We start from the raw sequence: 24,416 nt of genomic DNA on the forward strand, positions 1-24,416 counted from the left end.
GGCTCTCGAATCACGTGTGCCTTGAGTATGTCGACGCAACCTGCCAGCCACCATGCCAAACACCCCACCTTTTCTGCCATGCACAGTGCCCGGACGGTGCTGGTACTGGCATTTCCCGGCGCGCTGCTGCTCAACGCCGCCGGGCCCCTTGAAGTATTTGCCGCGGCGTCGCGGGTGCTCGGCGGCGAACTGGCCGATAACCCGCCTTACCGGGTGATACTGGCGTCGGCCCAGGGGGGCGAGATCGAGACGATCTCCGGGATTGGCGTGATGACCCGTTCGTTGGCCGAGGTCGACAGCGCGCTTGCAATCGACACCCTGATCGTCATCGGTGGGCCGGGGGTTGCCGAGCTTGAGCGTGACCAGCAGGCAATCGCCTGGCTGCAACGCCGGGCGCCGACGGCGCGGCGCCTGTGTTCGATCGGCACCGGCGCCTTCGCCCTGGCCGCCGCCGGGCTGCTGGACGGACGCCGGGTGGTCACCCACTGGCAGTTTGCCCAGGCTCTGCAACACAGCTACCCGGCGCTGCGCGTGGAACACCAGGCGTTGTACCTGCATGATGAGCGCTTATGGACCTGCGGCGGCGCCGCGGCCGGCATCGACCTGGGCCTGGCCCTGCTCGAACAGGACCTGGGTGCCCAGGCGGCATTGGCCCTGGCGCGTTACTTCACAGTGTTTTTGCAACGCTCGGCCGAGCAGGCCCAGCTCAGCGCGCCACTCAAGGCGCAGAGCCAAGCGCTGCACCGCGACCGTGACCAGCGCCTGGTGCGCCTGCATGCCTGGATCGCGGCAAACCTCAATGGCGACCTGCGGGTTGAACGCCTGGCCGAAAAACTCGGCATGAGCCCCCGGCACTTTGCCCGCGCCTATGCCGCGGCTACGGGCGGCACCCCGGCGCAAACCGTCGAAACCCTGAGGCTTGAAGCTGCCTGCCGCTTGCTCGAAACCAGCCAGGAACCGATCAAGCGCATCGCCGAAACCACCGGCTTCGGTAACGAAGAACGCATGCGCCGCAGTTTTCAGCGGCAACTGGGCACCAGCCCGCTGGGCTACCGATCGCAGTCAAGGCTGCAGCTTGCGCGCTAGCAGGTTTCATCGCCGGCAAGCCGGTTCCCACAGGTGGCGTAGGCCTTGAGAGGCGTGAGCGGATCCATTGGCGACGCTGCTCACACCTCACCTTTACGCTTTTGTGGCGGGCTACGAGTGGTGGTGAATGGATCGGCGATGCACGAAAAGCGAAAGCAAAGAAGCGCTTTGCTTCTAGATGTACGTAATCGCAGGCGCTACCTATCGTCCCTTGCAGAAGGCCGAGTGGAACCCGGAGCGCAGCGTAGGGCCGATGAAGGGACAGGGCGTTTTTGGTTACTTTTGCCGCCAAGCAAAAGTGACCCGCCGTAAGGGCGGAAGGCGCCGGCAGCGCCCCATCATCAAATGGATCAACTCAAACACAGCCTGGCCGCCCCAACACTTGTAAGCCTTCCAAGGCAGTTGCTCCCACAATGTTCAGCTTGCCGGCGCGGCCGGCTTGGCCAGTTCGATACCCGCCGCGCCCAGGCGCTTGAGGATCTCGAACAGCAGGTCGCTCTTGGTGGTACCGACAATCCGCGGGCTGCTGACGTAACCGGTCACGGTCAGGGTGATGCCGTCGGCCGTGAGCTTGCTGAAGCGCACGAACGGCGCCGGTTTGTCGAGGATGGTTTCGTGCTCGCAGTAGGTATCGTAAAGCAAGGTCTGCACCTGCTCGGGGTCGATATCCAGCGGGAACACCAGCTCCAGGCTCGCCACGCCCTGGGCGCTGCCACCGAGGGTGACGTTGCGCAGGTTCTGCGAGATCAGTTGCGAGTTGGGCACGATGACGATCGAGCGGTCGCTGAGCTGGATCTCGGTGGCGCGCACATTGATGCGGCGGATATCACCCTCGACCCCGCTGATGCTGATCAGGTCGCCGACCTTGACCGGGCGCTCGGTGAGCAGGATCAGCCCGGAGACGAAGTTCTTGACGATTTCCTGCAGGCCGAAGCCGATACCCACCGACAGCGCACTGACGATCCAGGCCAGGTTGGTCCACTTCACCCCTAGCGACGACAGGGTCAGGAGGATCACCAGGGCATAGCCGATGTTGGCGAACAGGGTGCTGAGCGAGGCGCACATGCCCGGGTCCATGTCGGTCTTGGGCAGGAACTCGTTGTCCAGCCAGCGGCGCAGCGTGCGGATCAGGTAGATGCCCAGCACCAGGGCCAGCACGGCATTGAACAGGTGCCCGGGGATGATGTTGAACTGGCGCAAGCCGGCGCCGCCCAGGAACGCGACGATGTTGCTGATCAACTGCCCCAGGGTGGTGCCGATGCCGCCAACGAACAGGGTGATTACCGCCAGCAGCAACAGCGCGGCACGGCCGAAGCCGGAGACCAGGGTCTCGATCTGGTCCAGGCGCCGGTCGCCGATGCCCAGCAGTTCCTTGAGCGCCTTGCCGCTGGCCTGACGCGGTGAGAAGACATATTCGCAGCCGTCCTTGAACACCTGGATGAGCACATAGAAGCCGGCCAGCAGGATGAACACCCAGACCACCTCGTAGGTCACAAAGCGCGCCAGCGACACGTAGCCGGTCAGCAGGGCAATCACCGAGATGACCATGGCCATGCTGGCGATGCTGTAGATCAGCCCGGCCATGGTCGAGGCGGCTTCCGGTGCATCGCCGGCGGCGGCCATGACCCGGCGCGCGCGGCTGGTGCGCACCAACAGGGCGATGATCAGGGCGCTGATCACCAGCGCGGCGATTCCCCGCCCGGCGATCACCAGCTGGCTGCTCATGCCGGCGGCGTTGGAGATCTGCACCAGGGCCACCAATACCAGCAAGGTACTGGCCAGCCAGCGGGCGAAGGGCTGCAAGGCCAGCGCCACCGGGTCGGCGATGTCCGGCAGCCGCCAGGACGGATGCGAGGTCGACAGCAGTGCGCGGCTCAAGCCGGTGATCAGCACGCAGGTATAGGCAAGCTTTTCGAACTCTTCAGAAAACGTCGCCAGCATCGACGGCAACGGCAGGTGGTGGGTGCAGGCGTAAAACAGCAGCTCCAGGGCTACCCCGGTGGCCAGCAGGGTGGCCATTACCGAGGCCAGAGCCAGCGAGCTGCGGCGCAGGCGGCCTTCAGGCACGCGGTTCATGCATAACCAGGCCAGCCAGCGCTCCAGCAGCCGGCGGCCGAGGGTCCAGGCCAGTATGGCAAGCAGCACCAGCAGCAGGGTGGCGAAGCGCTGGCCGGGCTGCCAGACCGCGTTGGCGGTATCGTTGACCTCGTCGAAGAACGCCTGCAAGCGCTGGCGGTCGTCTGCCGAAGGGGTGAGCACCGGCGACCAGAATGCCGGGTTGAGCAAGCTGTGGGTGCTCAGGGTCAGCTCGCTTTCGAGCATGGTGCGGCGAATGGCGGAAATCTGCGTCAGCAGGTTGCTGGCGTTTTCCTTGAGCGCGGCCAGGGCTTTGAGGGTGGTGTCGAGGCTGTTTTTTTGCTCGGTAAGCGCCGTGCGTTGCGCGGCGATGTCCGAGGTGCCGGGCACCAGGGCTTCGACCGGCGCCGGGCCGAGCACTTCCAGTTGCGCGCGCAACTGCGCCTGTTCGGGCAACAGCGCCGCGCTCAGCCGGTCGATATCGACGATCAGCGCCTGCAAGCGGTCTTGCGGGCCTTCGAGCTGGTTGTAGTTGTTGGCCTGGGAAATCTGCTGCTTGAGGCTGTCCAGGCGCAGTTGCAGGGCTTGCAGGTCTTGCTGGGTGACCTTGACCACAGGCGCGGCAGCACTGGCGGGTGCTGGCGCAGGGGGTTGTGCGGCCTGCCCGGGAGGGCTGGACAGCAGCAGGGTGAGGGCAATGAAGCCGATGATCTGCAAAGCACTGCGCATGGTTATGCCCGGTTCGGTTATTGATCTCCCAGCTTATGAGGGTAGGACATCGGCGGGCATTTGCCCGGCTGCGCTTGTGCGTTGTGTAGTGAACCGCGAGGCAAAGCCCGCGCCTACCGGGCGGTGGGAGCGGGCTTGCGCTGCGGCTTAAGCGAACATCTGCTTGACGTTGTTCATGGCACCATCGGCAAAGCCCTGGAGGAACGCCTGGAACGCCGGCAGGTCTTGCGCGCCGCCGGTCTGCGGCTCGCCAATGATGGTCCAGGTGGCCAGTGACTGATTGGCGCCCTGGGCCTTGACCTCCATGCGCGCCCAGAGGTTGCCGATGTTCAGCGAGGTGTAGATCAACGACCAGGTCATGACCATCTGCTGGTCATCATGGCTATTGAGTTGCTCCATCACCACGTTGCCATCCTTGAACAGCTTCTTGCGCACCGAGCGCACGCCGCTGCCGGTCATTTCAATGTGCGACAGCGCCGGGATAAACACCGGAAAACCGGCGAAGTTACCGACGATGTTCCACACGCTGCGGGCGTCGGCATTGACGGCCACCGTGGCAACCACGGGCTCGCCAACAGGGTTTTTGATCAGGGTATCGGGTTCCAGATGTGACATGTCGAGCTCCTTTGACGGGTTAGATGAAGTCGATTTCTTTGAGGAATTCACAACCCCGGCGCAGCAGGGTCGGGCTTTTGGCGGGGTACTCCTCGCCCATGTTGTCGATGCCGTGACGGGCATTGCCGTGCTCGATCATCGAGATGTCGCCGATGTCTTCCTCAAAACCGTTGAGGTAGAAACCGACTACGCCGAACAGGGCGTTGTCGCTGCCGATGGTCGACAGCCGCTGCTGCCAGCGGCTGACCGGCACCAGCTGGAAGTCGTGGCCCATGTGGCGGAACGCCTCGACGTAGTTGTCCCAGCTCAGCGGCGTCGGGTTGTGCAGGTTGAACACCGCGCGGTTGATGGTGTGGCGGCTGGCATGAAAACCGATGAAGCGCGCGAGGAAATCCACCGGCATCAGGTCGAAGTTCAGCGACAGTTGCGGCACTTCCTTCAGTTGCAGCGAGCCCTTGAGCATCAGCATCAGGCGGTTCTGGTGCGGTTGGCAGACGCCGGTGCGGGTATTGAAGGCAATGTTCCCGGGGCGATAGATATTGACCCGCACGCCACGCTCGCAGGCGTTCCAGAGAATCCGCTCACCGACCCACTTGGACAGGTTGTAGCCATTGCGGATGTAGATCGGCGGCGTCGCCGCGGGCGGGGTTTCCAGCACCCGGCCCTGGGCATCGATGCTGCTGGAGGCCGACAGGGTGGAGATGAAGTTGAAGATCTTCTTGCTGCGCCCCTCGCACAGTTTCAGGCATTCAAGCAGCGGCGCCACGTTGTCCTTGATCAGCGACTCGTAGTCGAGCACGTGGTTGACGTTGGCCGCGTTGTAGATCAGCGCGCCGTAGTCGCGGTCCAGGTGTTCGTACTCTTCGGCGCTCAGGCCCAGCAGCGGCTGGCTGATGTCGGCGGCCAGCACCCGCACACGGCTCATGTCCAGGTGTTCGAGGCGGTTGTCGACCAGGGCCTGGGCAAAACGCTGCTGCGCCGATTGCCCGGGGGATGCGCGAACCAGGCAGGCGACTTCGCTGGAGCCCAGTTCGAGCAGTGCCTCGACCAGGTGCACACCAAGAAAGCCATTGGCGCCGGTGACGATGACCTTGTGCACGTCACCCTGGCGGCTGAGCGGCAGCACCTCAAGGTCGACACTGAGGTTGGCGTCGGCCAGGGCCCGGGCGCTGACCACGGCATCGGCGGTGTCGTCCTGCTCGAGCAGGCGCGCCAGGTTGGTCAGGGTTGGCTGCTCGATGAAGCGGTTGATCGACACGCCCTTGGCGAAGGTCTCGCGAATGTCCATGAGCATGCGCGAGAGCAGGATCGAATGGCCGCCGAGGTTGAAGAAGCTCTCGTCCAGGCCGATGTCGTCGGCGTCGATTTCCAGCAGCTTGGCCCAAATCGCCAGCAGGCTTTGCGTGGCCGCGCTCAGCGGCTGGGCGCGCACCTGGCGCTGACGGCTGTCGTCGGGCATCAGGCGCAGGGCCTTGCGATCGATCTTGCCGTTGGTGGTCGCGGGCAGGGTCTCGAGCAGGCGCCAGCGGGCAGGGCGCATGTAGTCCGGCAGGTGCTGCTGGGCATGGGCCTTCAAGGCTTCGGTGGCGCTGTGCGCATCACCGTTGCGCGGTTCGGCGAAGAACGCCAGGATGCGCCGCTGCTCATCGATCACCACGGCCTGCTGGCCGAACAGGTTGCTGCTGCGCAGCACGTGCTCGATCTCTTCGGGCTCGACCCGAAAGCCGCGGATCTTCACCTGATTGTCCAGGCGGCCGATGATTTCCACGCCGGCGCGGCCCCAGCGCGCCAGGTCGCCGGTGCGGTACAGGCGCTCGCCGTGCAGGCCGCCGCTGCCGTTCAGGTAGCGCTCGGCGCTGGCGGCGGGGTTGTGCAGGTAGCCGGCACCGACGCCGGGCCCGGCGATGTAGATCTCGCCGCTCTGGCCTTCGGACACCGGCAGGCCTTGCTCGTCGAGCAGGTACAGGCGGGTATTGGCGATCGGCAGGCCGAGCAGGCGGTTCGAGTCGCCGGCGCGCATCACCCGGCTGGTGGCCAGCACCGTGGTTTCGGTGGGGCCGTAGATGTTGTGCAGGTGGCAGTGCTCGGCCAGGGCGTCGATCACGTGCGGCTCGCACACATCGCCGCCGGTGATCAGGTGGGTCATGCCGCGCAGGCTGTGCAGCGGCAGGATGCTCAGCAGCGCCGGTGGCAAGAAGGCATGGCTGACTTCGGCCTGGACCACCAGTTGCGCCAGGGCCAGCGGGTCGCGGCGCTGGTCCTCGTTGGGCACCACCAGGCAACCGCCTTCGAGCAGGGTCGGGAAGATGTCCAGCAGCGAAGCATCGAAGTTGATGGTCGAGAACTGCAAGGCGCGGGTCTTGGGCCCGACCTCGACATGCTCGGCGTACCAGGCACAGAAGTGGCTGAGGTTGGCAACGGTCAACTGCACGCCTTTCGGCGTTCCGGTGGTGCCCGAGGTGTAGATCGCCACGCACGGCCGCGCACCTTCCCAGTTGCCGCGCAGCAGCGACTGATGCTGGGCCAGGGCAATGCCCTGGTGGCCATCGGCGCCTTGGTGCACGGCGCTCAGGTGGCTGACATCCAGGCCGATGCAACCGGCGGGGATGGCCAGGTTATCGTCGTGGATGACGATCCGCGCCCGGGCATGTTCGACGATCAGCGCCCGGCGTTCGGCGGGGTGGCTGGGGTCCAGCGGCAGGTACAGGGCACCGCAGCCAAGCACGGCGAGGATCGAGGCGTAGAGGGCCACGCCCTTGCCCAGGGCGATGGCCACCACCGGCTGCTGCCGGTCTTCACCCAGCAGCGGCACCAGGCGCTCCTGGATCGCCACGCTCAGGGCATGCAGCTCGCCATAGCTGACGCTGCGGCCTTCGACCAGCAAGGCCGGGGCGTCATGGTGCTGGCGCAGGCTGGCGGCCAGGCGCTGGATGAACGGCACGCTGGCCGCCTCGCTAATGGCCGGTGCTGCCGTGCGGTTGCAACGGTGGGCGAAGGCCAGGGTGTCGAGCACGCCCAGCCCGGCGCTGGGCACCTGGCCCAGGGCCTGGAAGCGGTACTGGCTGAAGTAGTCGTCATGGCGCGAGTAGCCGCTGACATGCGCCGCTGCCGCCTCGACCAGTTCCTGCACGGCCCTGTTCACCAGGTCGGCGCCGTTGCCCGAGGCCTCTGCAGGTACATCCTGACGTTCCAGGCATTGCCAGGGCTGGCTGCCCTGGCGGCCCAGCAGGTGCAGTTGCAGGTCTTGCAGCGGGTCGCTGAGGTCGCTGCCGCTGACCTGCAACGAGACTTGCCAGGTGTTGCCCGTTTCCGGCCACGGCGCCAGGGTCGCGTCGTCGATGACCAGGTCCGAGGCGTGGAGTTGCCAGTGATCGTAACTGGCCGGCGTGTCGAGCAAATGGGCACCATGGCCCATTCGCCGCAACTCGTCCGCCAGGCAGGCCAGCCCGCGGCTGCTCCCGCACAGCAGAATTTCAAGACGTCTCATCGGCATTGATTCCTTTGATGTCAGATCAGGTAGGCGGCCAGGGAAGACTGCACGGCCGGATCTTCGAGCATTGCGCTGGCGCGGAAAAACCGCATGATGTTGCCCACCAGGGGATGCCCCGGGGTGATCGGGAAGTCCATGGCTTCAACTTCCAGGCGCAGCGCTGCCTTGACCTGCTCACTGGTGTCCAGGTGGGCAATCAGCGCCAGGTCGAAGGCTTTCTGGATGTCGTTGGTCAGGTAGTGGCTGAGGAACACCGGCATGATCGAAGCGAGGATCTGCCGGTCTTCAGCCGGCGCCGCACTCCAGTAGATGCGCGTCAGCCGCGCCCAGAAGCTCGAATGCCGGCCTTCGTCGGCCAGGTGGTCGGCCATCAGGCCCTTGACCGATTCCTTGACCGTGTCGTCGCGGGCGAAGGCGGCGACATCATTGGTCAGGGTGTTCTCGGCAACCGCCACGCAAATCAGCTCGACCGCCGCTTTCAGGTGTTCGGGGGCCATCTCCATGGCTTTGGGGATCGAGCGGCTGAGCTCGATTTCCCGCGGCAGGGCGATGGGCTCGATACCGGTCAGCTCGATGGTCTGCTGCAGGTAGTCCATGGCCACCAGGGCGTGGTAGTCCTCATCCACCACCACGGTCATGGCGTCGTAGCGGCAGGCAAACGGAAAGCGGATCGCAAAGCTGTCCTTGGCAATGCTGCGTGCGGTTTTGTCGACAATCTCGGTTTCGAAGATCACCACGTCATTAATGAACTTGTAGAGACTTTGCACCAGGGCAAAGTCTGTCAAGTGCGGGCACTGTTCCATAAAGACGGCGCTGGTCACCAGGGGTTGACGGCTGGTCGGGTAAATCAACTTGCCGTCATCTTCCACAGTGCGCCGCGGACGCGTGCGAATGGTCGCTCGCCGCTCCCAGGAGTCGGCGAAAGACTGATACTCATGTGCGTTCATTTAACCTTGCCCACCGTTCAATAGTAATGAACTTCAAATAACAGGCAGCCCTGCTCCGAATGAAACGGACCATGTTCCGTGTGCGCCGCGCGAAAGAAGTAACTGCCTTGCCCGTAGGTCTTTTGTGCACGCCCCGGCGCGGCCTGTTCGGTTTGATCACCTTCGATCAAATACACTTCTTCGTGGTAATCATGGGTATAGATTTCACGCGTGCCGCCGCCGGGGTTAAAGCGCACCAGGCGTGTGCGGATACCGGTACGGGTGTTGGCATCGAGGGTGTCCTTGAACACCGTGAGGGTGATGCCGCGCTCGCTGCTGACCGCTTGCCAGGTGGCCTGGTCGTGCTCGATGACTTCGAACTTCATGCGACACACTCGGCGATCTGCACGGCCATTTCGGCGCGCAGTTCGTCCCACAGCACGCGGCGGCTTTCGACTGCGGCAATGGCGGCGGCGTAGACTTCCTGCTGGCGCTGCGGGTCGCCCTGGACCAGGCGATCGAGCAGTTTTTCGGCGGCCGGGCCATGGTCGTCGGAGTCGACGTCGATATGGCGCTGCAGGTAGTAGCGGAAAGTCGGGGCCTGGTCGGTACCAATGTCCCAGTCATCGAGAATGGTCTGGAACATCCGTGGGATCACGCTTTCACGCCCGTGCAGAAAGGCTGCGGCAACTTCATGAGGCTTGGCGTTGATGGCGGTGTCGAGGGTGTTGCTGACAAACCGCACCGCTGCCGGCGAGGCATGGCAGTGCTGCAGGGCTTCGTCAAGCTCGACGCCGCCGCGCAGCAGACGGACAAAATGCTCGATACGGTCGGTGCTCGCGCCAATCTCCCGCATGGCGTGCAGGTACAGTTCGAAGTGGCTGTAGTGGCCGCCTTGCAGGTTCTGGTCGGACTCTTCACCGAGGACGATTTCGTTGATCAGGTGGGCGGCGGCGGGGTCCAGCGGTGGTAGCCACGGCAGGCGGGTGCAGGTCAGTTCCTGCTGCAGGCGCTTGGTCAGCGACATGAAGTCCCAGACCGCAAAAACATGGGTCTCCATGAACGTGCGCAATACCTGCAAAGAACCGATTTCAGCGAAGATCGGGTGGTTGCCAAGTTCGGTTTTGTTGTGTTCAAGAACGGCTTTTTGATTGTGCATGTTTTCCTCGGTTATCAGGTTTTTTGTCGGGATATAAAACAGCGTTATCGTTTTTAGGGCAGCCGCACAGGTGGCCAGAAACTGGCCCGTTGGCGCGTTTGCGTCATGCAGTGGCCGGAACCGTTATGGCGCCAGGCAACGGAAAGCTAAGACATAAGAAGTTACAAATCAAGACTTCGCAAACATAAAATTTAGGGGTGGATTAATAACTTGCAGGCACGCGAAAAAGGCAACTTCATTACTGAAGTTGCCAAGCGGCAAGAGGCTGTTAATAGCGTTTTTTATCGCTATTTAATTAGATTTAGCGCATGTCATACCACTGAACTCCCTGTTCGCTAATACCGTTATAACTATTAATTACATGTAAACTTCAGGCCGCCCGCTGGGTGCGCAGCACCAGCGCTGCTACTGCGCAGCCAATCAGGGCCAGGCAGGCGACATAAAACGCATCGCTGTAGGCCATCAGGTACGCCTCGCGGCGTATGGTTGCAGCCAGACCCTCCAGTATCTGCTGCTGTTGCGGCAGCCAGGTGTGCACCGCCTGGTTGAGGCGCTCCTGCAAACCTGGCGAAAACACCGTGACATGTTCGTGAATACGCTCGCTGTGGTAGCGCTCACGGGTGGCAACGATCTGCGTCAGCCCGGCGGTACCGATGGCGCCACCGAGGTTGCGCAGCATGGAAAACACCGCCGATGCCGAGCCCGCTTCGCGCTTGTCCAGGCCCGCCACCGCCAGCACCGACAGCGCCACCATGATGAACGGCTGGCCGATGCCGCGAACCACGGTGGAGGGGATGATGACGTTGTCGGCGCTGTCGACGTTGAGGCTGGCGCCCAGCCAGCAGCCCAGGGCCATGATCAGAAAGCCGCTGGCAACCATGAACTTGGCGCTGGTCCAGGCCATCAACCGCGGCATCAGCGGCGCCAGCAGCAATTGCACCAGGCCATAGGCGATCAGGCTGACGCCGACATCGCGGGCGCTGAAACCCTGCAACTGCGAGAGGTAGTTGGGCACCAGGAACACCAGGCCGAAGGTGGCGCCGCCAAAGATGAACATGGCGACGCTGGCCACGCCAAAGTTGTAGCGCCCGAGCAGGCGCAGGTTGATGAAGGCGCGGCTGCCGTACAGCTGGGTGACCACAAACACCACCAGGGCGATGCCGGCGGCCACCGACATGCCGAGGATGTAGCCCGAGCCGAACCAGTCCAGGCGCCCACCTTCCTCGAGCACGATCTGCAGGCCGCCCAGGCCCACGACCATGGCGAAGATCCCCAGCCAGTCGCCGCGGCGCAGTAACTCAAGCTTCATCGGCTTGGCCTCGATCGACCAGGCGATGGCAATCAATAGCGCCACCCCGGGGAACAGCTGCAGGTAGAAAATCCAGCGCCAGGAATAGGCATCGGTCAACCAGCCGCCAATCGACGGCCCCGCGGCCTGGGCGACACTGTTGGCGAGGCTGAACAGGGCCATGCCCATGGCCATCTTGCTGGCCGGCAGTTCGGTGATGATCAGCTGGAACGACAGCGGGATCAGCACCGCGCCGGCGGCGCCCTGGATCACCCGGATGATGATCATCGCCTCAAGGTTGGGTGCCCAGGAGCAGGCGATCGAGGCCAGCAGGAAGATGAACGAGCCGGTCCACATCACCCGGCGCATGGAGAACACTTCGACCAGCCAGGCCGTGAGCGGAATCATGACGATCTCCGCCACCAGGTAGGCGGTGGAGATCCACGAGCCTTCCTCGAAACTGGCGCCCAGCGAACCGCGGATTTCCGGCAGCGCAGCGCTGGTGACGTGGACGTTCATGCCGGCCATGAAACAGCCGAACAAGCCGCCGATCACGGCCACCCAGGCCCGCAACGAGACCGGCTGTTCACTGCTCATCGGCAGGCTCCCCGCGGGTGTCGACGGTGGTCACCACCGACATGCCCGGCAGCACCTGCACGCCTCCCTCGGCCTGGTCGAGCAGGATGCGCACGGGAAAACGCTGGACGATCTTGGTGAAGTTGCCGGTGGCGTTGTCCGAGGGCAGCAGGGCAAAGACGTTGCCCGAAGCCGGCGAGAAGCTGGCCACCCGGCCGCGCAGGTGCTGGCTTGAGAAACTGTCGATGCTGATCTCTACCGGCTGCCCCGGGCGCATGTGGGCCAGCTGGGTTTCTTTGTAGTTGGCGACCACGTAGGTCTGGTGCAGCGGCACCACCGCCAGCAGCGGCTGGCCGGGCACCACGTATTGCCCGGCGCGCACCCGGCGCTGGCCGACCACGCCGTCGATGGGCGCGCGGATCACTGTGTCCTGGCTGTCCTGGTCGGCCAGGGCGTGGCGGGCTTTGGCGCTGGCCAGGGCTGCCGAACGTTGTTTGATCTGCGCCTCGGCCAGCAGCGCCTGGGCCTTGGCCATTGCCAGTTGCGACTGCTGCTCGCGCTGGCGGGCCTGGGCGCTCTGCAAGGCGGCGCGGGCCTGGATGGCATTGGCGTTGGCCGATTCCAGGCGCTGCACGGTGGCGGCGTTGTCGCGCACCAGGCCCTGGTAGCGCTGCATGTCCAGTTCGCTGCGGCGCCGCTCGGCCTCGGCGCTGTGCACGGCCGATTCGGCCTGGAGGATGGCTTGCTGCTGCTGGTTGATGCGCTCCACTGCCACCTGCTGGCTGGCCTGGGCGGCGGTCAGCGCAGCCTGGGCCTCGGCCACCCCGGCTTCGGCCTGGTCGCGGCGGGCCTGATAGTCGCGGTTTTGCAGGCGTACCAGCACGTCGCCAGCTTTTACCGCCTGGTCGTCATCGACTTCAACCTGGGCGACATAGCCGGCCACGCGCGGGCTCAAGGCCACCCAGTCGGCGCGCACGTAGGCGTCATCGGTGGTCTCCAGAAAGCGCCCGGTGCTAAACCAGTAGCCGCCGAACACCAGCACCGCCACCACGCTCAGGCCGCCTGTGGCGTACAGCGCCAGGCGCCGCCGGGTGAGGGTGGGCAAAGGGGCTTTGCGCTGCTGCTGATCGGCAGCCAGCGGTGGTTTTTCAACGGCAATATTCATGGTTGGATTCCAGTGTCGGTAGGTGCGCTCTGCACCAGGGTCGCGGCCGCGGCCGGTGGCGTTTGCCAGCTGCCGCCCAGGGCCCGGAACAGATTGATTTGTGCCCGCGCCAGGCGTCCCTGGGCCTCGACGTGGCGAGCGCGGACGCTGATCAGGTCGCGCTCGCTGTCGAGCACCTCGAGGGCATCGACGGTGCCGGCGCGGTAGTTGTCCTGGGCCAGGGCAAAGCCGCGCTGGCTGTGCGCCAGGGCCGCATCCAGGGCTTGCGCCCGCTGGCGTTCGCCGTCGTAGCCGGCCAGGGCCTGGCGCACATCCTTGAGCGCGCCCAGGGCCACGCCGCGGTAGTGGGCGATCTGCGCTTGCTGCAGGGCCCGGGCCTTGCTGACCCGGGCGCGGTTGGCCTTGATGTTGGGGAACTCCCAGCTGATCAGCGGGCCGACGGCGAACATCACCGCCTGGCTGTCACCGAGGTTGGACAGGTGATGGTCCGAGGACGTCAGCGAGGCGCCGAAGCTGACCTTCGGGTACAGGTCGGCCTTGACGATGTCGACTTCAAGGTCGGCGGCGCGCAGGTCGCGCTCGGCCTTGCGCACATCCGGGCGGCGGGCCAGCAGTTGCCAGCCATCGCCGCCAGGCAACGCTGCTTTCAGGGTCGGGATGCTTCGGCAGCTGGCGGCACCGGCGCTGATTGCCGCAGGCGGCTGGCCACTGAGCACGCTGAGTTCGAACAGCGCCATTTGCCGCCGCGCTTCCAGCATCGGCAGTTGCGCGCGGACCTGCTCGCGCAGCCCGCGCAGGCGCACCGCATCGAGTTCGGTGGCGATCCCGGCCTGGCGCTGGCGGTCACTGAGCTGCACGCTGCGCTCCAGGGTCTGCAGGGATTGTTCGGTTTCCTGCAGGCGCGCGCCGTAAACGCACTGGTCGATGTAAGCGCGGCTGGTCTGGGTCACCACCTGCAAACGCACCAGCTCCATGGCCTCGCGGGAGGCGTCGGCCTGGGCCCGGGCGCGCTCGATGGCAGCCCGCACCTGGCCCCAGACATCGACCTGATAGGCCAGCTCGATGCCCGGGTTGAATTCCCATTGCGACGGCGCATGGCTGTCGGTGGCCTGGGCCAGGGTCTGGTCGTCGGCACTTTTGCCGTAGCTGGCACCGAACTCGACGCTGGTCGAGGGCCAGCGTCTGGCGTCGTACTCGCCGATACCGGCGAGCATGGCCTGCACGTTGGCCTCGGCCTGGGCCAGGTCCTGGTTATGCGCCAGGGCTTGCTGGACCCAGGTGTTGAGCTGCGGGTCCTGGTACAGCTCCCACCAGCGCTCGGGCAAGGCCTGCTGGCTGACGCCGGCGGGCAGGCTGGCCAGTGGATCGGCTTGCAGTGCCAATGGCGCCGGGGTCGTTACGGATTGGCTGCTGCAAGCGCAGAGCACAGTCAGGAGGCTGGTGGCGGCGAGAAGCCGGGCGGGGAACGGCGGGGATCGAAGTGCACGCATCACGAAAGTCACATCTAGGGTCGTGATGCCAGATTAACGAGGGGAGGGCAGCGCTTCTGCCGCGAGCGGGACAACCATGGCCGTGACCGGGACAACCTGGCCCGGCAGCGAGGAGGGCGTGGCCGCCATCCTCGCTGCGGGTCTCAGTGGCTGCGCGTGGCGCTGCCTTCCAGGGCGCTGACCTGCCAGTCGCGTGGGGTGTAGCCGAGGATGCGCTTGAACATCGCGGCAAAGGCGCTGGCACTCTGGTAGCCGTGTTCGAGCGCCACGTGCAGGATCGGCATGCCACCGGCCAGGCGCTGCTGGCTGAGAATCATGCGCGTGCGGGTGCGCCATTCACCGTAGGACATCCCCACCTCGCGCTGGAACAATCGCGCCACGGTGCGCGCACTCATGTTCAACTGCGCGCCGCATTGCTCCAGGGTGAGGTCTTGCGCAGGGTCTTCGAGAAAGCGCTCGCACCAGGCCCGCAGGCGTGGATGCTGCGGCACCGGCACATGCGCCTCGATGCGTTCAGCCGCCTCCAGCTCGCGGTGAATCAGCGCGCGCACATGCTCGCCCAACGACTCGTCGCGCTGCTCCTGCATGCGTGATGAGGCCAGGATCAGCTCGCGCAGCAGCCCCGAGACCACGATCACCTGACAGCGGTCGACGTGGGCGCTGAGCAACAAGGTGCGCATGCTCACTTCGCCGCTCATGCGCACCTCGTGGCTGACCCCTGCCGGCACCCAGAGGGCGTGCCCGCAGGGGATCACCCAGTTGCCTTCGTCGCTGCACACGCGCATGACCCCGCTGGTGGCGTAGATCAACTGGTCCTCGGCATGGCAGTGGCTGCCCACGACCTCGCCATGTTCATAGTCCATCGCTAATGGTTCCATGCCTTTCTCCTCAGGCAGAAACGCTGGCGGCGTGCAGGGGTTTGAGCAAGCCCTGGCGGGTGGCCCGCGACACGGCACCGACCACGGCCTTGAGCGATGCCTGGAGGATGCTGTTGTCTTTGCCGACGCCGAATAGCAGCTGGCTGTTGACGCGGATTTCGACATAGGCGATGGCTTCGGCCTGGGCACCGTCACGAATGGCGTGCTCGTGATAGTCGGCGATATCGAAGTTCAGGCCCTGCTGGGCGAAGGCATTGACCAGCGCCGCCAACGGCCCGTTGCCTTCGCCGCTGAGCGCCAGGCGCGCGCCGGCGATGTCCAACTGGGCATCGAGGTAGGTGCAGCTGTCTTCGCTGGCAAGCCGAGGTTGCTGCAGGGTGTAGGGCTTGCCTTGCTCAAGGTAGTTGTCGGTGAAGCACGACAGGATCATGTCGCTGGTGATCTCCTGGCCGGCCTCGTCGGCCACTTGTTGCACCAGGCCACTGAACTCCATCTGCAGGCGCCGCGGCAGGACAATGCCGTGTTGCTCGAGCAGATAGGCGACGCCGCCTTTGCCGGACTGGCTGTTGACCCGGATCACTGCCTCGTAGCTGCGGCCCATGTCGGCCGGATCGATCGGCAGGTAAGGGATCTGCCAGTAGCCCTCGGGGTTGTTGCGCCGGTGGGCGAAGCCTTTCTTGATGGCGTCCTGGTGCGAGCCGGAAAACGCCGTGAACACCAGTTCGCCGGCATACGGGTGGCGCGGGTGGGTCGGCAACTGGTTGCAGAACTCGACTTCGCGCTGCACGTGGATGATGTCCGAGAAGTCCAGCTGCGGGCTGATACCGCTGGTGTAGAGGTTCATTGCCAGGGTCAGGATATCGACGTTGCCGGTGCGCTCACCGTTGCCGAACAAGGTGCCCTCGACCCGCTCGGCGCCCGCCAGGCAGGCCTGCTCGGCGGTCGACACGCCGGTACCGCGATCATTGTGTGGGTGCACGCTGATGACCACGCTGTCGCGGCAGCTCAAGTGGCGGCAGAACCACTCGATCTGGTCGGCGAAGACGTTGGCGGTCGAGACCTCGACGGTGGTCGGCAGGTTGAGGATCATCTTGTTGCTTGGCGAGGGCTGGAACACCTCGGTCACCGCCTCGCAGATCTCCAGGGCGAAATCCAGCTCGGTAAAGCAGAAGGTCTCGGGCGAGTACTGGTAGGTCCACTGGGTTTGCGGGTTGGCCTGCATGTGGGCCTTGATCTCGCGGGTGGCCTGGGTGGCGATCTCGATGCAGCCGGCGCGGTCGACCCCGAACACCACCTCGCGAAACACCGGTGCGGTGGCGTTGTAGACGTGGACAATCGCCCGGGGCACGCCCTTGAGGGCTTCGAAGGTGCGCTCGATCAGGTGGCTGCGGGCCTGGGTCATCACCTGGATGGTAACGTCGTCAGGAATCGCGCCGCTCTCGACCAGCTCGCGCACGTAATCGAAGTCGGTTTGCGAGGCCGCCGGGAAACCCACCTCGATCTGCTTGAAGCCGACCTTGACCAGCAGGTCGAAGAAGCGCCGCTTGCGCTCGGCGTTCATCGGTTCGATCAGCGCCTGGTTACCGTCGCGCATGTCCACACTGCACCAGGTCGGGGCGACCTGCTGGACCCGGTTCGGCCACTGGCGGTCCGGCAGGTCGACGGTGGTGAAGTGACGGTACTTGGTAGAAGGATCCTTCAACATCATGGCGGCGTTCTCCTGTGCCTACGGTTTTGCGCAGCGCCGGTTGCCCGCAAGCAACCGATGCCAATCGCAGATGGGATCCAATTCTAGCGCTGTTACATCTAGAAATAATTGCTAATTTTGCCAGTGACTGGTGAAGAAGCCTTTGCTGATCGCCTTAAAATTGAAAATATTGGTGAATTATTGCGATTTAATATTTTTATGAGCATATCCTCACCATTTGAACGCCTGCCTGCGACGCTCAGCCGCAAATTGCACCTGGCCTCAGCCGGCGCTATCGGCAAGGCACGCATAGACCACCAGCTCGACCAGCATTTCCTCCCGCGCCAGGCCCGCCACCACCAGCGCCGCGCGGTTGGGGTAGGGCGCCTGGAAGTACTCGGCGTACACCGCATTGACCGTCGCCAGGTAGCTGCGCTCGGTGACGTAAATCAGTACCTGGACCACGGCGTCGAGCGAACTGCCCGCGGCCTGCAGGGTGTGTTTGAGGTTATCGAGGGTTTGCCGCGCCTGGGCTTCGATGCCGCCGGCCACCACCTGGCCCCGGGCATCGATGGGGATTTGCGCGGTGTACAGCGTGCCGTTGCCGACCACTGCCCATTCCAGCGGGGCCTTGGCGGCGAACAGCTCGGTGTTGATGGCGTATTTCATCGAGGGTGTTCCTTTTAAGTCGAAGGGCAAACAATCAATCGGCATCGCTGCCGCCATCGGCACCGTGGCGGCGTGAGGCTTCGCTGCTTTGCACCAGCACCTGTTCGGCCAGTTGCTTGAGCCGCTGCCAGGTCTGCGGGTTGACGCTAAAGCCCTGGCCAAGGCTGGCCTGCTCGCCAATCTGCGGCACGGCCGGGGCCGCGGGGCGGCTGAAGGTGACGGTGATGCTCTGTTCCGGCGCCACGGCGCCGGGCTGCGCTTGCAACTGCAACTGCGGGCGATTGCTGCCGGCAACAAAGCTTGCGATGTGTACCTGGCGGGCATCGCTCCAGCGCGCCTGCACCCCGAGCCCCAGCTCGGCGGCGCGGCACAGGTAGCCAAGCAGCAGCAGGCGGTTGTGGCAGTGCTGGATCCGCAGCACTGCCTGGCCGCTGGCCTGGGCCTTGGCCACGGCCAGCTCCACGGCGGTAGCGGCGCAGCGCAGTACGCTCTGGCCCTTGGCGTCGATCACCAGCAAGGCGCTGTCTTCAACGTTCAGGGCAAAGGGCTGGTGGGCTTCGCGCTGCAGATAATCGAGGGCCTTGGCCAGGGCGCCGAGGCCGTCCAGCCCTTGCAATTGCAACCAGCCGACCATGTCGGCGGCGTCTTCGCAGTCGCCGGGGGCAAAGCCCATGCCTTCGAAGGCCTTGCGGCACATCACCTGGATTTCATTGAGCGATACGCGCATGGTCATTGGCCTCCGCCCGGCATCACGGCAAAGTTCCAGTCGTCGGCGAACGGCTGGCCAATTTCACTCACCAGCGGCGCGCCCTGGAACAGGGTGATGCGTACCCAGCGTCTGGATTTAGGGTCGAATTTGCCGGCGCCAAAAAACGCCAGCTTGCAGCGCAGCAGGTGGATTGGCAGCATGTCGCGGGCCAGCAGGTTGGCGCGGATCTCGCCATAGGCGCACAGGGCCATGCCCTGCAGGCGGCGCACCGTGCCCTTGAAGGCCGGCTGGGCGATCAGAAAGTGCGCGGTCAACTCCCCGGGATGGGCGCGCAGGTGCGCCAGCAGGGCGTGGTAGCAGCGCTGGATGTTACGGGCGATGCCCAGTTGCATTTCTTTGTCGGCGCCCGGTTCTTCGGCGCGCATGCCCAGGCGCGGCTCTTCTTTTTCCGCCGAGCGGTACCAGAAGAAGTGCTCGGCATCGCTGGCACTGAAGTCGTAGGCCAGGGCCCAGGCGTAGTGGCTTTCGATCAGCTCGCGCAGCTTGGTCAGGGGCATCTGCGCCTGCAGGCGCCAGCCTTCGTTGACGCCCATCTGCTCGGCCAGCGGCGTCACCTGGTCGGGGTACAGCTCCAGCAACAGGCTCACCAGCAGTTCCTGGCAACCGATGCCGGCGTGGGCTTCACTCCAGGCCAGCAGGCGTGGCCAGAGGTCGGCGCTGGCTGGCTGGCGCTCGAGCCAGGCGCCCAGGGGCGCCAGTTCGGCCAGGGTTTGCTGGTCTTGCTGGTGCTGGCGCAGGTCTTCGGTCAGGGTTTGCTCCAGGTGCAGCTGCGCCCGTTGCAGCAGCGCCTGCAAGCGTTGCAGGCGGGCAGGCTCGGCCGCTTGCGCCAGCACCCGGGTCAGGGCGGTTTCCCGGGCCCACAGCCACTGGTTGACCAGTTGCGGGTGGTTGAGCAGAAACGGCGCCATGCCCAGCCCGGTCGAGTTGCCGACGCCCAGGTAGCGTTGCAGCGCCACGTCGAGTTTTACCGCGCGTTGCGGGGCGCGGGCACGGGCCATGTGCTCGATCTGCTCGATGCTGAAATGGCGCAGCAGGTACACGGTGAACATCTGCGCGCTGAACGGCTGGTTGAAGTCGGGGTTGTGCTGCAGGCAGCCGAAGTCGGCGATGCCGAACTTGCCGTTGCCGTACACCGCAGTGGTGCGGTACAGGTAGCCGACGTCGGCCAATTGCCGTGGGTCGGGCTGGGTGCCTTCGGCCAGGGCGCTGACGAAGCGCTCGAAATTGCGCAGGCTGCGGTTGGCCCGGGACAGCACCAGTACCCGCGCATCGAAGCGCCCGGCTTCCTGCAGCGGCACGTTGCGCTGCAGGTCGGCCAGTTGCGTGTCATCGACATCGCCGGCGACCAGCACGAAACACACATCCCATTGATCGGCGATCACCCGGTCGCTGCGTTTTTCCGCAGGCAGGTAGGCCGAGAAGATCACGCAATGGTAGTGCGCTCTCGGCGTGTCGATGCGGTAGATCGCGGTGCCGAAGCCTTCAGCGTCGAGCTCGAAGCGGCTGCGCTGGATGCGCCATTGCTGGTTCATCATCCGCCGCATGCTGCTGCGCACGAAACTCAACGGGCTCTGGAAGTGGCTGCCCAGCCGGGCCAGGTCCATGACCTGGCTGGCGGGGCGCAACGCGGGTGCTGCAGGGGCGGAGCTGGACATTGTTATTGTTCCTGGCTGCATCATGGTCAAAGGCCTTGTTCGCGGGCCATGTGCCGGGCGATGCGCACGGCATCCCACAGCGCTGGCAGGATCACCAGCGACACCGGCACTGCGGTGATGACGATAAACGACTGCAGGGCGGTGACGCCGCCGGCGCCGATGGTAATCAGCACCACTGCGGCCAGGCCCATGCCGATCGCCCAGAAGCCGCACAGCCATTTCTTCGGCTTGTCGTTGCTGGATATCGCCAGGGCCACGGTGAAGGCCATGGCGTCGCCATTGGTGGCCACCGAGATAAAGCTCAAAAACAGAAACAGCGCGCTGATCAGGCCACCCAGCGGCAGGTTCTGGGTCACGCCCAGCAGCAGGTCTTCGGGCTGGCTGCCGTGGGCGGTGACGATCCCCGGGGTTTGCAGCTCAAGGCCGATACCGGTGCCACCGACCACGGTGAACCAGAACATGGTCACCAGCGGGGCGATGATCGACAGGGTCATGATGATCTCGCGGATGGTCCGGCCCCGCGAAATCCGCGCGACGTACAGCGCCACCATGGGCGCGTAGCCGATGAACCAGCCCCAGTAGAACACCGTCCACCAGTCCAGCCACTTGGGATCGGCGCGGAACATGGTCAGCGGGATGAAGTGCTCCACGTGCAGGGCGAAGGCTGCAGGGAAGCCGCCGAGGATGAACAGCGTCGGCCCGAACACCACCATGAACAGCGCAAGGCCGAGCATCAGCCAGACGTTGATCTCGCTGACGAAGCGGATGCCCTTGAGGCCCACCAGGCACGAGGTGGTGTACATCAGGGTGACCAGCACGATGGTGATCGACTGGGTGACGATGCCGTTGGGCACGCCCCACACCGCATGCAGGGCGCTGCTGATCTGCAGGCCGAGAAAACCGATCGGGCCGATGGTGCCGGCGACCACGGCGATGATCGAGGCGGCGTCGGCGAAGGTGCCGATCGGGCCTTTCAGGGCGCGCTGGCCAAACAGCGGGTAGAGCAGGGTGCGTGGCGCCAGCGGCAGGCCCTTGTCGTAGTGCAGGTGCATCAGCACGATGGCCAGCAGGCTGCCGAGCACCGCCCAGGCGAGAAAGCCCCAATGCACGAATGCCTGCGCCAGGGCCGCAGTGGCCGCCGCTTCGCTGTGCGGGGCGATGCCGGTGAAGAACGGCGGCGGGCTGGCGAAATGCATCAACGGCTCGGCCGCGGCCCAGAAGGCGCCACCGCCGGCGAGCAGGGCGCACATGATCACCGCGATCCAGTTGAAGGTGCTGATGTCCGGGCGCTGGCTGACGCCGCCCAGGCGCACGCGCCCGCACTTGCTGAAACCGATGCCCAGGCTGACCACGAAGGTCGCCAGCATCAGCACTTGCCAGTACAGGCCAAAGGCCTTGGTCGACCAGGCGAACAGACTGTTGACCAGGCTCGAGACCGCCTCGATGTCGACCAGCGCGGCGATCAGGAACGCGCCGAGAAAACCGCCGCTGATCACGAACAGCGGCCAGTCGATATCGCGCGCGAGGGGCAGGCCCATGGCCTGGCCGTCAGCCTGCAGGGTGCTTGGGTTTTTCATGAAGCCTCCGGAACCTGCGATTGTTGTTATTGTTGATGCTGTCCGTGCAGGGATGGCTCAGGCCTGCGCCGTGGTGGCGGTTTCCAGCAGGCGCAGCCAGTTCAAGCCCATGATCTTGCCGACATCCTCTTCGGCGAAACCGCGGGCGCGCAGGCCCCGGGCGATGTTGGCAAAGTCGCGGCTGTCGCGGAACCAGCCCAGCGGCTCGGGCCAGTTGGCGTTGTCGCGGGAGCCTTCGCCGTAGTCCTTGTCCTTGCTCCAGCGGCCATTGCGCATCCATTCGAGCACCGCCAGCGGTTGCGCCTGGCACAGGTCGGTACCGATGCCGATGTGCTCGACACCCATCAGGTCGGCCGTGCTGGCGATCATGTCGCAGAAGCTTTCGAGGCTGCAGCTGGAGGCGCCCTTGAGGTGGAACGGGTAGGTGCTGAAGCCCAGCAGCCCGCCCGACTCGGCAATGCCGCGCAGTACCGCGTCGGACTTGTTGCGCTTGGCGGCATGGAAGCTCGACGGGTTGGCGTGGGAGATGATCACCGGCCGGCTCGACAGCTCGATGGCTTCCAGGGTGCTGCGCTCGGCACTGTGGGACATGTCGATAAGCATGCCGACCCGGTTCATCTCGGCGATCACCTGGCGGCCGAAGCGGCTGATGCCGTTGTCTTCGCGCTCGTAGCAGCCGCTGGCGAGCAGGCTCTGGTTGTTGTAGGTCAACTGCATGACGAATACCCCGAGCTGGCGGAAAATTTCCACCAGGGCGATGTCGTCCTCGATTGGTGAGCAGTTCTGAAAGCCGAAGAAAATCCCCACCCGGCCTTCCTGCTGCGCCAGGCGGATGTCGCTGGCCGAACGCACCGGGCGAATCAGTTCGGGCCAGGTTTCGAAACGACGGTTCCATTCGCCCAGGCGCGAGAGGGTTTCCCGCGCGTTCTCGTGGTAGGCGATGGTGGCGTGCACCGCGCTCAGGCCGCCGGCTTGCATCTGGCGGAATATGTCCGGGCTCCAGTTGGAGTACTGCAGGCCGTCGATCATCAGCAGGTCGTGCATGGCAGGTACTCCCTCAAGGGCGGACATAAACGGTCTTGACCACGGTGTAGAAGTCGCGGGCGTACTGGCCCTGTTCGCGGGGGCCGAAGCTTGAGGCTTTGCGCCCGCCAAACGGCACGTGGTAGTCAGTGCCGGCAGTCGGCAGGTTGACCATCACGCAGCCGGTCCGGGCACGGCGCTTGAACTCGCTGGCATGGCGCAGCGACTGGGTGATGATCCCGGCGGTGAGGCCATACTCGGTGTCATTGAGGGTGGCCACGGCCTCGTCGAAATCGGCCACGCGGATCACGCAGGCGATCGGCCCGAACACTTCTTCGCGGTTGATGCGCATGTCGTTGCGGCTGTCGATGAACAGCGCCGGGCGCATGTAGTAGCCGTCGCTGTCCAGTTGCAGGCGTTCGCCACCTTCAACCAGGGTGGCGCCTTCGGCCTGGGCCAGGCGCAGGTATTCAAGGTTCTGTTGCAGTTGCCGGGCCTCGGCGACCGGGCCGATGTGCACGCCGGCGGTCAGTGCAGGGCCGACGTTCAACTGGCGCATGCGTACGCGCAGGGCCTCGACAAAGCGGTCATGAATGCCGGCGCAGACAATCAGCCTGGAGGACGCCGTGCACTTTTGTCCGGTGCCGAAGAACGCGCCGTTGAGCGCGCATTCGACGGCAGTGTCGAGGTCGGCATCGTCCATCACCACCAGGGCATTCTTGCTGCCCATCTCCAGCTGGCAGCGCACCAGGTTGGCAGCGGTTGCCTGTGCTACGTGACGGCCGGTGGCCAGCGAGCCGGTGAAGGTCAGGGCATCGATTTCGGCCGACTGCACCAGGGTTTCGCCAACGCTGGCACCGCTGCCCATCAGCAGGTTGAAGGTACCGTGGGGCAGGGCCTGGCGGCTGATGATCTCGGTCAGTGCCCAGGCACTGGCCGGCACCAGGTTGGCCGGCTTGAACACCACGGCGTTGCCGAAGGCCAGGGCCGGGGCGATCTTCCAGGCGGCGGTGGCCATGGGGAAGTTCCACGGGGTGATGATGGCGACCACGCCGACCGGCTCGCGGTGCACTTCGATGTCGATGCCGGGGCGCACGGAGGCGGCGGTTTCGCCCATCTGGCGCAGCACTTCGGCGGCGTAATAGTGGAAGAACTGGCCACTGCGGTTGACCTCGCCGATGCCTTCGGCCAGGGGTTTGCCTTCTTCGCGGGAGAGCAACTGGCCGAGCTCTTCCTTGCGCGCGATCAGCTCATCGCCGATGGCCATCAGCACCTGCTGGCGCGCTTCCAGGCCGCTGGCGGCCCACAGCGGTTGTGCGGCGCGGGCGGCCTGGATGGCCAGGCGGGTCTGCTCGGCAGTGGCCTGGTGGTACTCGCCGATCAGGTCGCGGGTGTCCGAGGGGCTGTAGTTGCTCAGTGTGGTGTGACCTTCGCACCACTGGCCATCGATGTAGTTCTTGTAGGGAGTGAGTGACATGAGAAGCCTCCGTTTGCCTGGCTCTCATCTTGCGAGCAATATGAAACAAATAAAAATTAATAAAAAAAATGAATCGATAAG

General features: G+C 64.8%; 18 protein-coding genes. 1 reads left to right on the plus strand and 17 read right to left on the minus strand.

Annotation, left to right across the window (positions count from 1 at the left end):
* The first annotated feature begins 27 nt into the window (after positions 1-27).
* Positions 28-1,086 (plus strand): GlxA family transcriptional regulator, encoded by a 1,059-nt coding sequence (locus LOY22_RS12635; RefSeq protein WP_052676530.1) that lies wholly within the window; start codon positions 28-30, stop codon positions 1,084-1,086.
* Between the two features lie 417 nt (positions 1,087-1,503).
* On the opposite strand, the gene LOY22_RS12640 is transcribed toward LOY22_RS12635, so the two are convergent.
* The 17 genes from LOY22_RS12640 to LOY22_RS12720 all read right to left on the minus strand — a co-directional run bounded on the left by LOY22_RS12640 (position 1,504) and on the right by LOY22_RS12720 (position 24,335).
* The gene (locus tag LOY22_RS12640) at positions 1,504-3,891 is read right to left on the minus strand and encodes a DUF3772 domain-containing protein (protein WP_213601339.1); all 2,388 of its coding nucleotides are present in this window, start codon (positions 3,889-3,891) and stop codon (positions 1,504-1,506) included.
* A 147-nt stretch (positions 3,892-4,038) separates the two neighbouring features.
* The gene (locus LOY22_RS12645) at positions 4,039-4,506 is read right to left on the minus strand and encodes an SRPBCC family protein (RefSeq protein WP_093383132.1); all 468 of its coding nucleotides are present in this window, start codon (positions 4,504-4,506) and stop codon (positions 4,039-4,041) included.
* Between the two features lie 19 nt (positions 4,507-4,525).
* Positions 4,526-7,993 carry an amino acid adenylation domain-containing protein gene (locus LOY22_RS12650; protein WP_258597663.1) on the minus strand — a complete coding sequence of 1,156 codons (3,468 nt, stop codon included), beginning with the start codon at positions 7,991-7,993 and terminating at the stop codon, positions 4,526-4,528.
* A 20-nt stretch (positions 7,994-8,013) separates the two neighbouring features.
* On the minus strand, positions 8,014-8,943 hold the full coding sequence (locus tag LOY22_RS12655; RefSeq protein WP_045198880.1) for a diiron oxygenase: 930 nt from the start codon (positions 8,941-8,943) through the stop codon (positions 8,014-8,016).
* A 17-nt stretch (positions 8,944-8,960) separates the two neighbouring features.
* Entirely contained in the window at positions 8,961-9,308 is a 348-nt protein-coding gene (locus LOY22_RS12660; protein WP_045198882.1) for a DUF4437 domain-containing protein, read from the minus strand.
* On the minus strand, positions 9,305-10,081 hold the full coding sequence (locus LOY22_RS12665; protein ID WP_045198884.1) for a DUF3050 domain-containing protein: 777 nt from the start codon (positions 10,079-10,081) through the stop codon (positions 9,305-9,307). The genes LOY22_RS12660 and LOY22_RS12665 overlap by 4 nt, the downstream gene beginning before the upstream one ends.
* Before the next feature lie 370 nt (positions 10,082-10,451).
* Positions 10,452-11,966: a DHA2 family efflux MFS transporter permease subunit gene (locus LOY22_RS12670; RefSeq protein WP_045198886.1), complete on the minus strand. Its 1,515-nt coding sequence runs from the start codon at positions 11,964-11,966 to the stop codon at positions 10,452-10,454.
* Positions 11,956-13,110, minus strand: coding sequence for an HlyD family secretion protein (locus LOY22_RS12675; protein ID WP_093383126.1), 1,155 nt, complete (start codon positions 13,108-13,110; stop codon positions 11,956-11,958). The genes LOY22_RS12670 and LOY22_RS12675 overlap by 11 nt, the downstream gene beginning before the upstream one ends.
* Positions 13,107-14,600 carry an efflux transporter outer membrane subunit gene (locus tag LOY22_RS12680; RefSeq protein ID WP_093383123.1) on the minus strand — a complete coding sequence of 498 codons (1,494 nt, stop codon included), beginning with the start codon at positions 14,598-14,600 and terminating at the stop codon, positions 13,107-13,109. The genes LOY22_RS12675 and LOY22_RS12680 overlap by 4 nt, the downstream gene beginning before the upstream one ends.
* Before the next feature lie 143 nt (positions 14,601-14,743).
* A complete protein-coding gene (locus tag LOY22_RS12685) occupies positions 14,744-15,478 on the minus strand; it encodes a helix-turn-helix transcriptional regulator (RefSeq protein WP_045198892.1) in 735 nt (244 codons plus the stop codon).
* 10 nt (positions 15,479-15,488) lie between these two features.
* Positions 15,489-17,186, minus strand: a complete 1,698-nt coding sequence (leuA, locus tag LOY22_RS12690) for a 2-isopropylmalate synthase (protein ID WP_213601331.1) — start codon at positions 17,184-17,186, stop codon at positions 15,489-15,491.
* 261 nt (positions 17,187-17,447) lie between these two features.
* Positions 17,448-17,834 carry a RidA family protein gene (locus tag LOY22_RS12695; protein WP_258597665.1) on the minus strand — a complete coding sequence of 129 codons (387 nt, stop codon included), beginning with the start codon at positions 17,832-17,834 and terminating at the stop codon, positions 17,448-17,450.
* A 34-nt stretch (positions 17,835-17,868) separates the two neighbouring features.
* Positions 17,869-18,561, minus strand: a complete 693-nt coding sequence (locus LOY22_RS12700; protein WP_309475573.1) for a DUF3726 domain-containing protein — start codon at positions 18,559-18,561, stop codon at positions 17,869-17,871.
* A gap of 2 nt (positions 18,562-18,563) precedes the next feature.
* Positions 18,564-20,258, minus strand: coding sequence for a hypothetical protein (locus tag LOY22_RS12705; protein ID WP_258597667.1), 1,695 nt, complete (start codon positions 20,256-20,258; stop codon positions 18,564-18,566).
* Between the two features lie 26 nt (positions 20,259-20,284).
* On the minus strand, positions 20,285-21,835 hold the full coding sequence (locus LOY22_RS12710) for a BCCT family transporter (RefSeq protein WP_258597668.1): 1,551 nt from the start codon (positions 21,833-21,835) through the stop codon (positions 20,285-20,287).
* 57 nt (positions 21,836-21,892) lie between these two features.
* Entirely contained in the window at positions 21,893-22,879 is a 987-nt protein-coding gene (locus LOY22_RS12715) for a dipeptidase (RefSeq protein WP_258597669.1), read from the minus strand.
* Positions 22,880-22,892: 13 nt separating this feature from the next.
* Positions 22,893-24,335: an aldehyde dehydrogenase family protein gene (locus tag LOY22_RS12720; protein ID WP_258597670.1), complete on the minus strand. Its 1,443-nt coding sequence runs from the start codon at positions 24,333-24,335 to the stop codon at positions 22,893-22,895.
* Positions 24,336-24,416 lie beyond the last annotated feature (81 nt).

Source organism: Pseudomonas sp. B21-035 (assembly GCF_024748945.1).
Classification (GTDB): domain Bacteria; phylum Pseudomonadota; class Gammaproteobacteria; order Pseudomonadales; family Pseudomonadaceae; genus Aquipseudomonas.

What these genes read in the sequence shown, in the direction of transcription:
- LOY22_RS12660 (WP_045198882.1), bottom strand. Translation starts at nt 9,308, where the DNA reads ATGAAGTTCGAAGTCATCGAGCACGACCAGGCCACCTGGCAAGCGGTC.
- LOY22_RS12635 (WP_052676530.1), top strand. Translation starts at nt 28, where the DNA reads ATGTCGACGCAACCTGCCAGCCACCATGCCAAACACCCCACCTTTTCT.
- LOY22_RS12645 (WP_093383132.1), bottom strand. Translation starts at nt 4,506, where the DNA reads ATGTCACATCTGGAACCCGATACCCTGATCAAAAACCCTGTTGGCGAG.
- LOY22_RS12710 (WP_258597668.1), bottom strand. Translation starts at nt 21,835, where the DNA reads ATGAAAAACCCAAGCACCCTGCAGGCTGACGGCCAGGCCATGGGCCTG.
- LOY22_RS12665 (WP_045198884.1), bottom strand. Translation starts at nt 10,081, where the DNA reads ATGCACAATCAAAAAGCCGTTCTTGAACACAACAAAACCGAACTTGGC.
- LOY22_RS12640 (WP_213601339.1), bottom strand. Translation starts at nt 3,891, where the DNA reads ATGCGCAGTGCTTTGCAGATCATCGGCTTCATTGCCCTCACCCTGCTG.
- LOY22_RS12685 (WP_045198892.1), bottom strand. Translation starts at nt 15,478, where the DNA reads ATGGAACCATTAGCGATGGACTATGAACATGGCGAGGTCGTGGGCAGC.
- LOY22_RS12670 (WP_045198886.1), bottom strand. Translation starts at nt 11,966, where the DNA reads ATGAGCAGTGAACAGCCGGTCTCGTTGCGGGCCTGGGTGGCCGTGATC.
- LOY22_RS12720 (WP_258597670.1), bottom strand. Translation starts at nt 24,335, where the DNA reads ATGTCACTCACTCCCTACAAGAACTACATCGATGGCCAGTGGTGCGAA.
- LOY22_RS12650 (WP_258597663.1), bottom strand. Translation starts at nt 7,993, where the DNA reads ATGAGACGTCTTGAAATTCTGCTGTGCGGGAGCAGCCGCGGGCTGGCC.
- LOY22_RS12705 (WP_258597667.1), bottom strand. Translation starts at nt 20,258, where the DNA reads ATGTCCAGCTCCGCCCCTGCAGCACCCGCGTTGCGCCCCGCCAGCCAG.
- LOY22_RS12715 (WP_258597669.1), bottom strand. Translation starts at nt 22,879, where the DNA reads ATGCACGACCTGCTGATGATCGACGGCCTGCAGTACTCCAACTGGAGC.
- LOY22_RS12675 (WP_093383126.1), bottom strand. Translation starts at nt 13,110, where the DNA reads ATGAATATTGCCGTTGAAAAACCACCGCTGGCTGCCGATCAGCAGCAG.
- LOY22_RS12680 (WP_093383123.1), bottom strand. Translation starts at nt 14,600, where the DNA reads ATGCGTGCACTTCGATCCCCGCCGTTCCCCGCCCGGCTTCTCGCCGCC.
- LOY22_RS12700 (WP_309475573.1), bottom strand. Translation starts at nt 18,561, where the DNA reads ATGCGCGTATCGCTCAATGAAATCCAGGTGATGTGCCGCAAGGCCTTC.
- leuA (WP_213601331.1), bottom strand. Translation starts at nt 17,186, where the DNA reads ATGATGTTGAAGGATCCTTCTACCAAGTACCGTCACTTCACCACCGTC.
- LOY22_RS12655 (WP_045198880.1), bottom strand. Translation starts at nt 8,943, where the DNA reads ATGAACGCACATGAGTATCAGTCTTTCGCCGACTCCTGGGAGCGGCGA.
- LOY22_RS12695 (WP_258597665.1), bottom strand. Translation starts at nt 17,834, where the DNA reads ATGAAATACGCCATCAACACCGAGCTGTTCGCCGCCAAGGCCCCGCTG.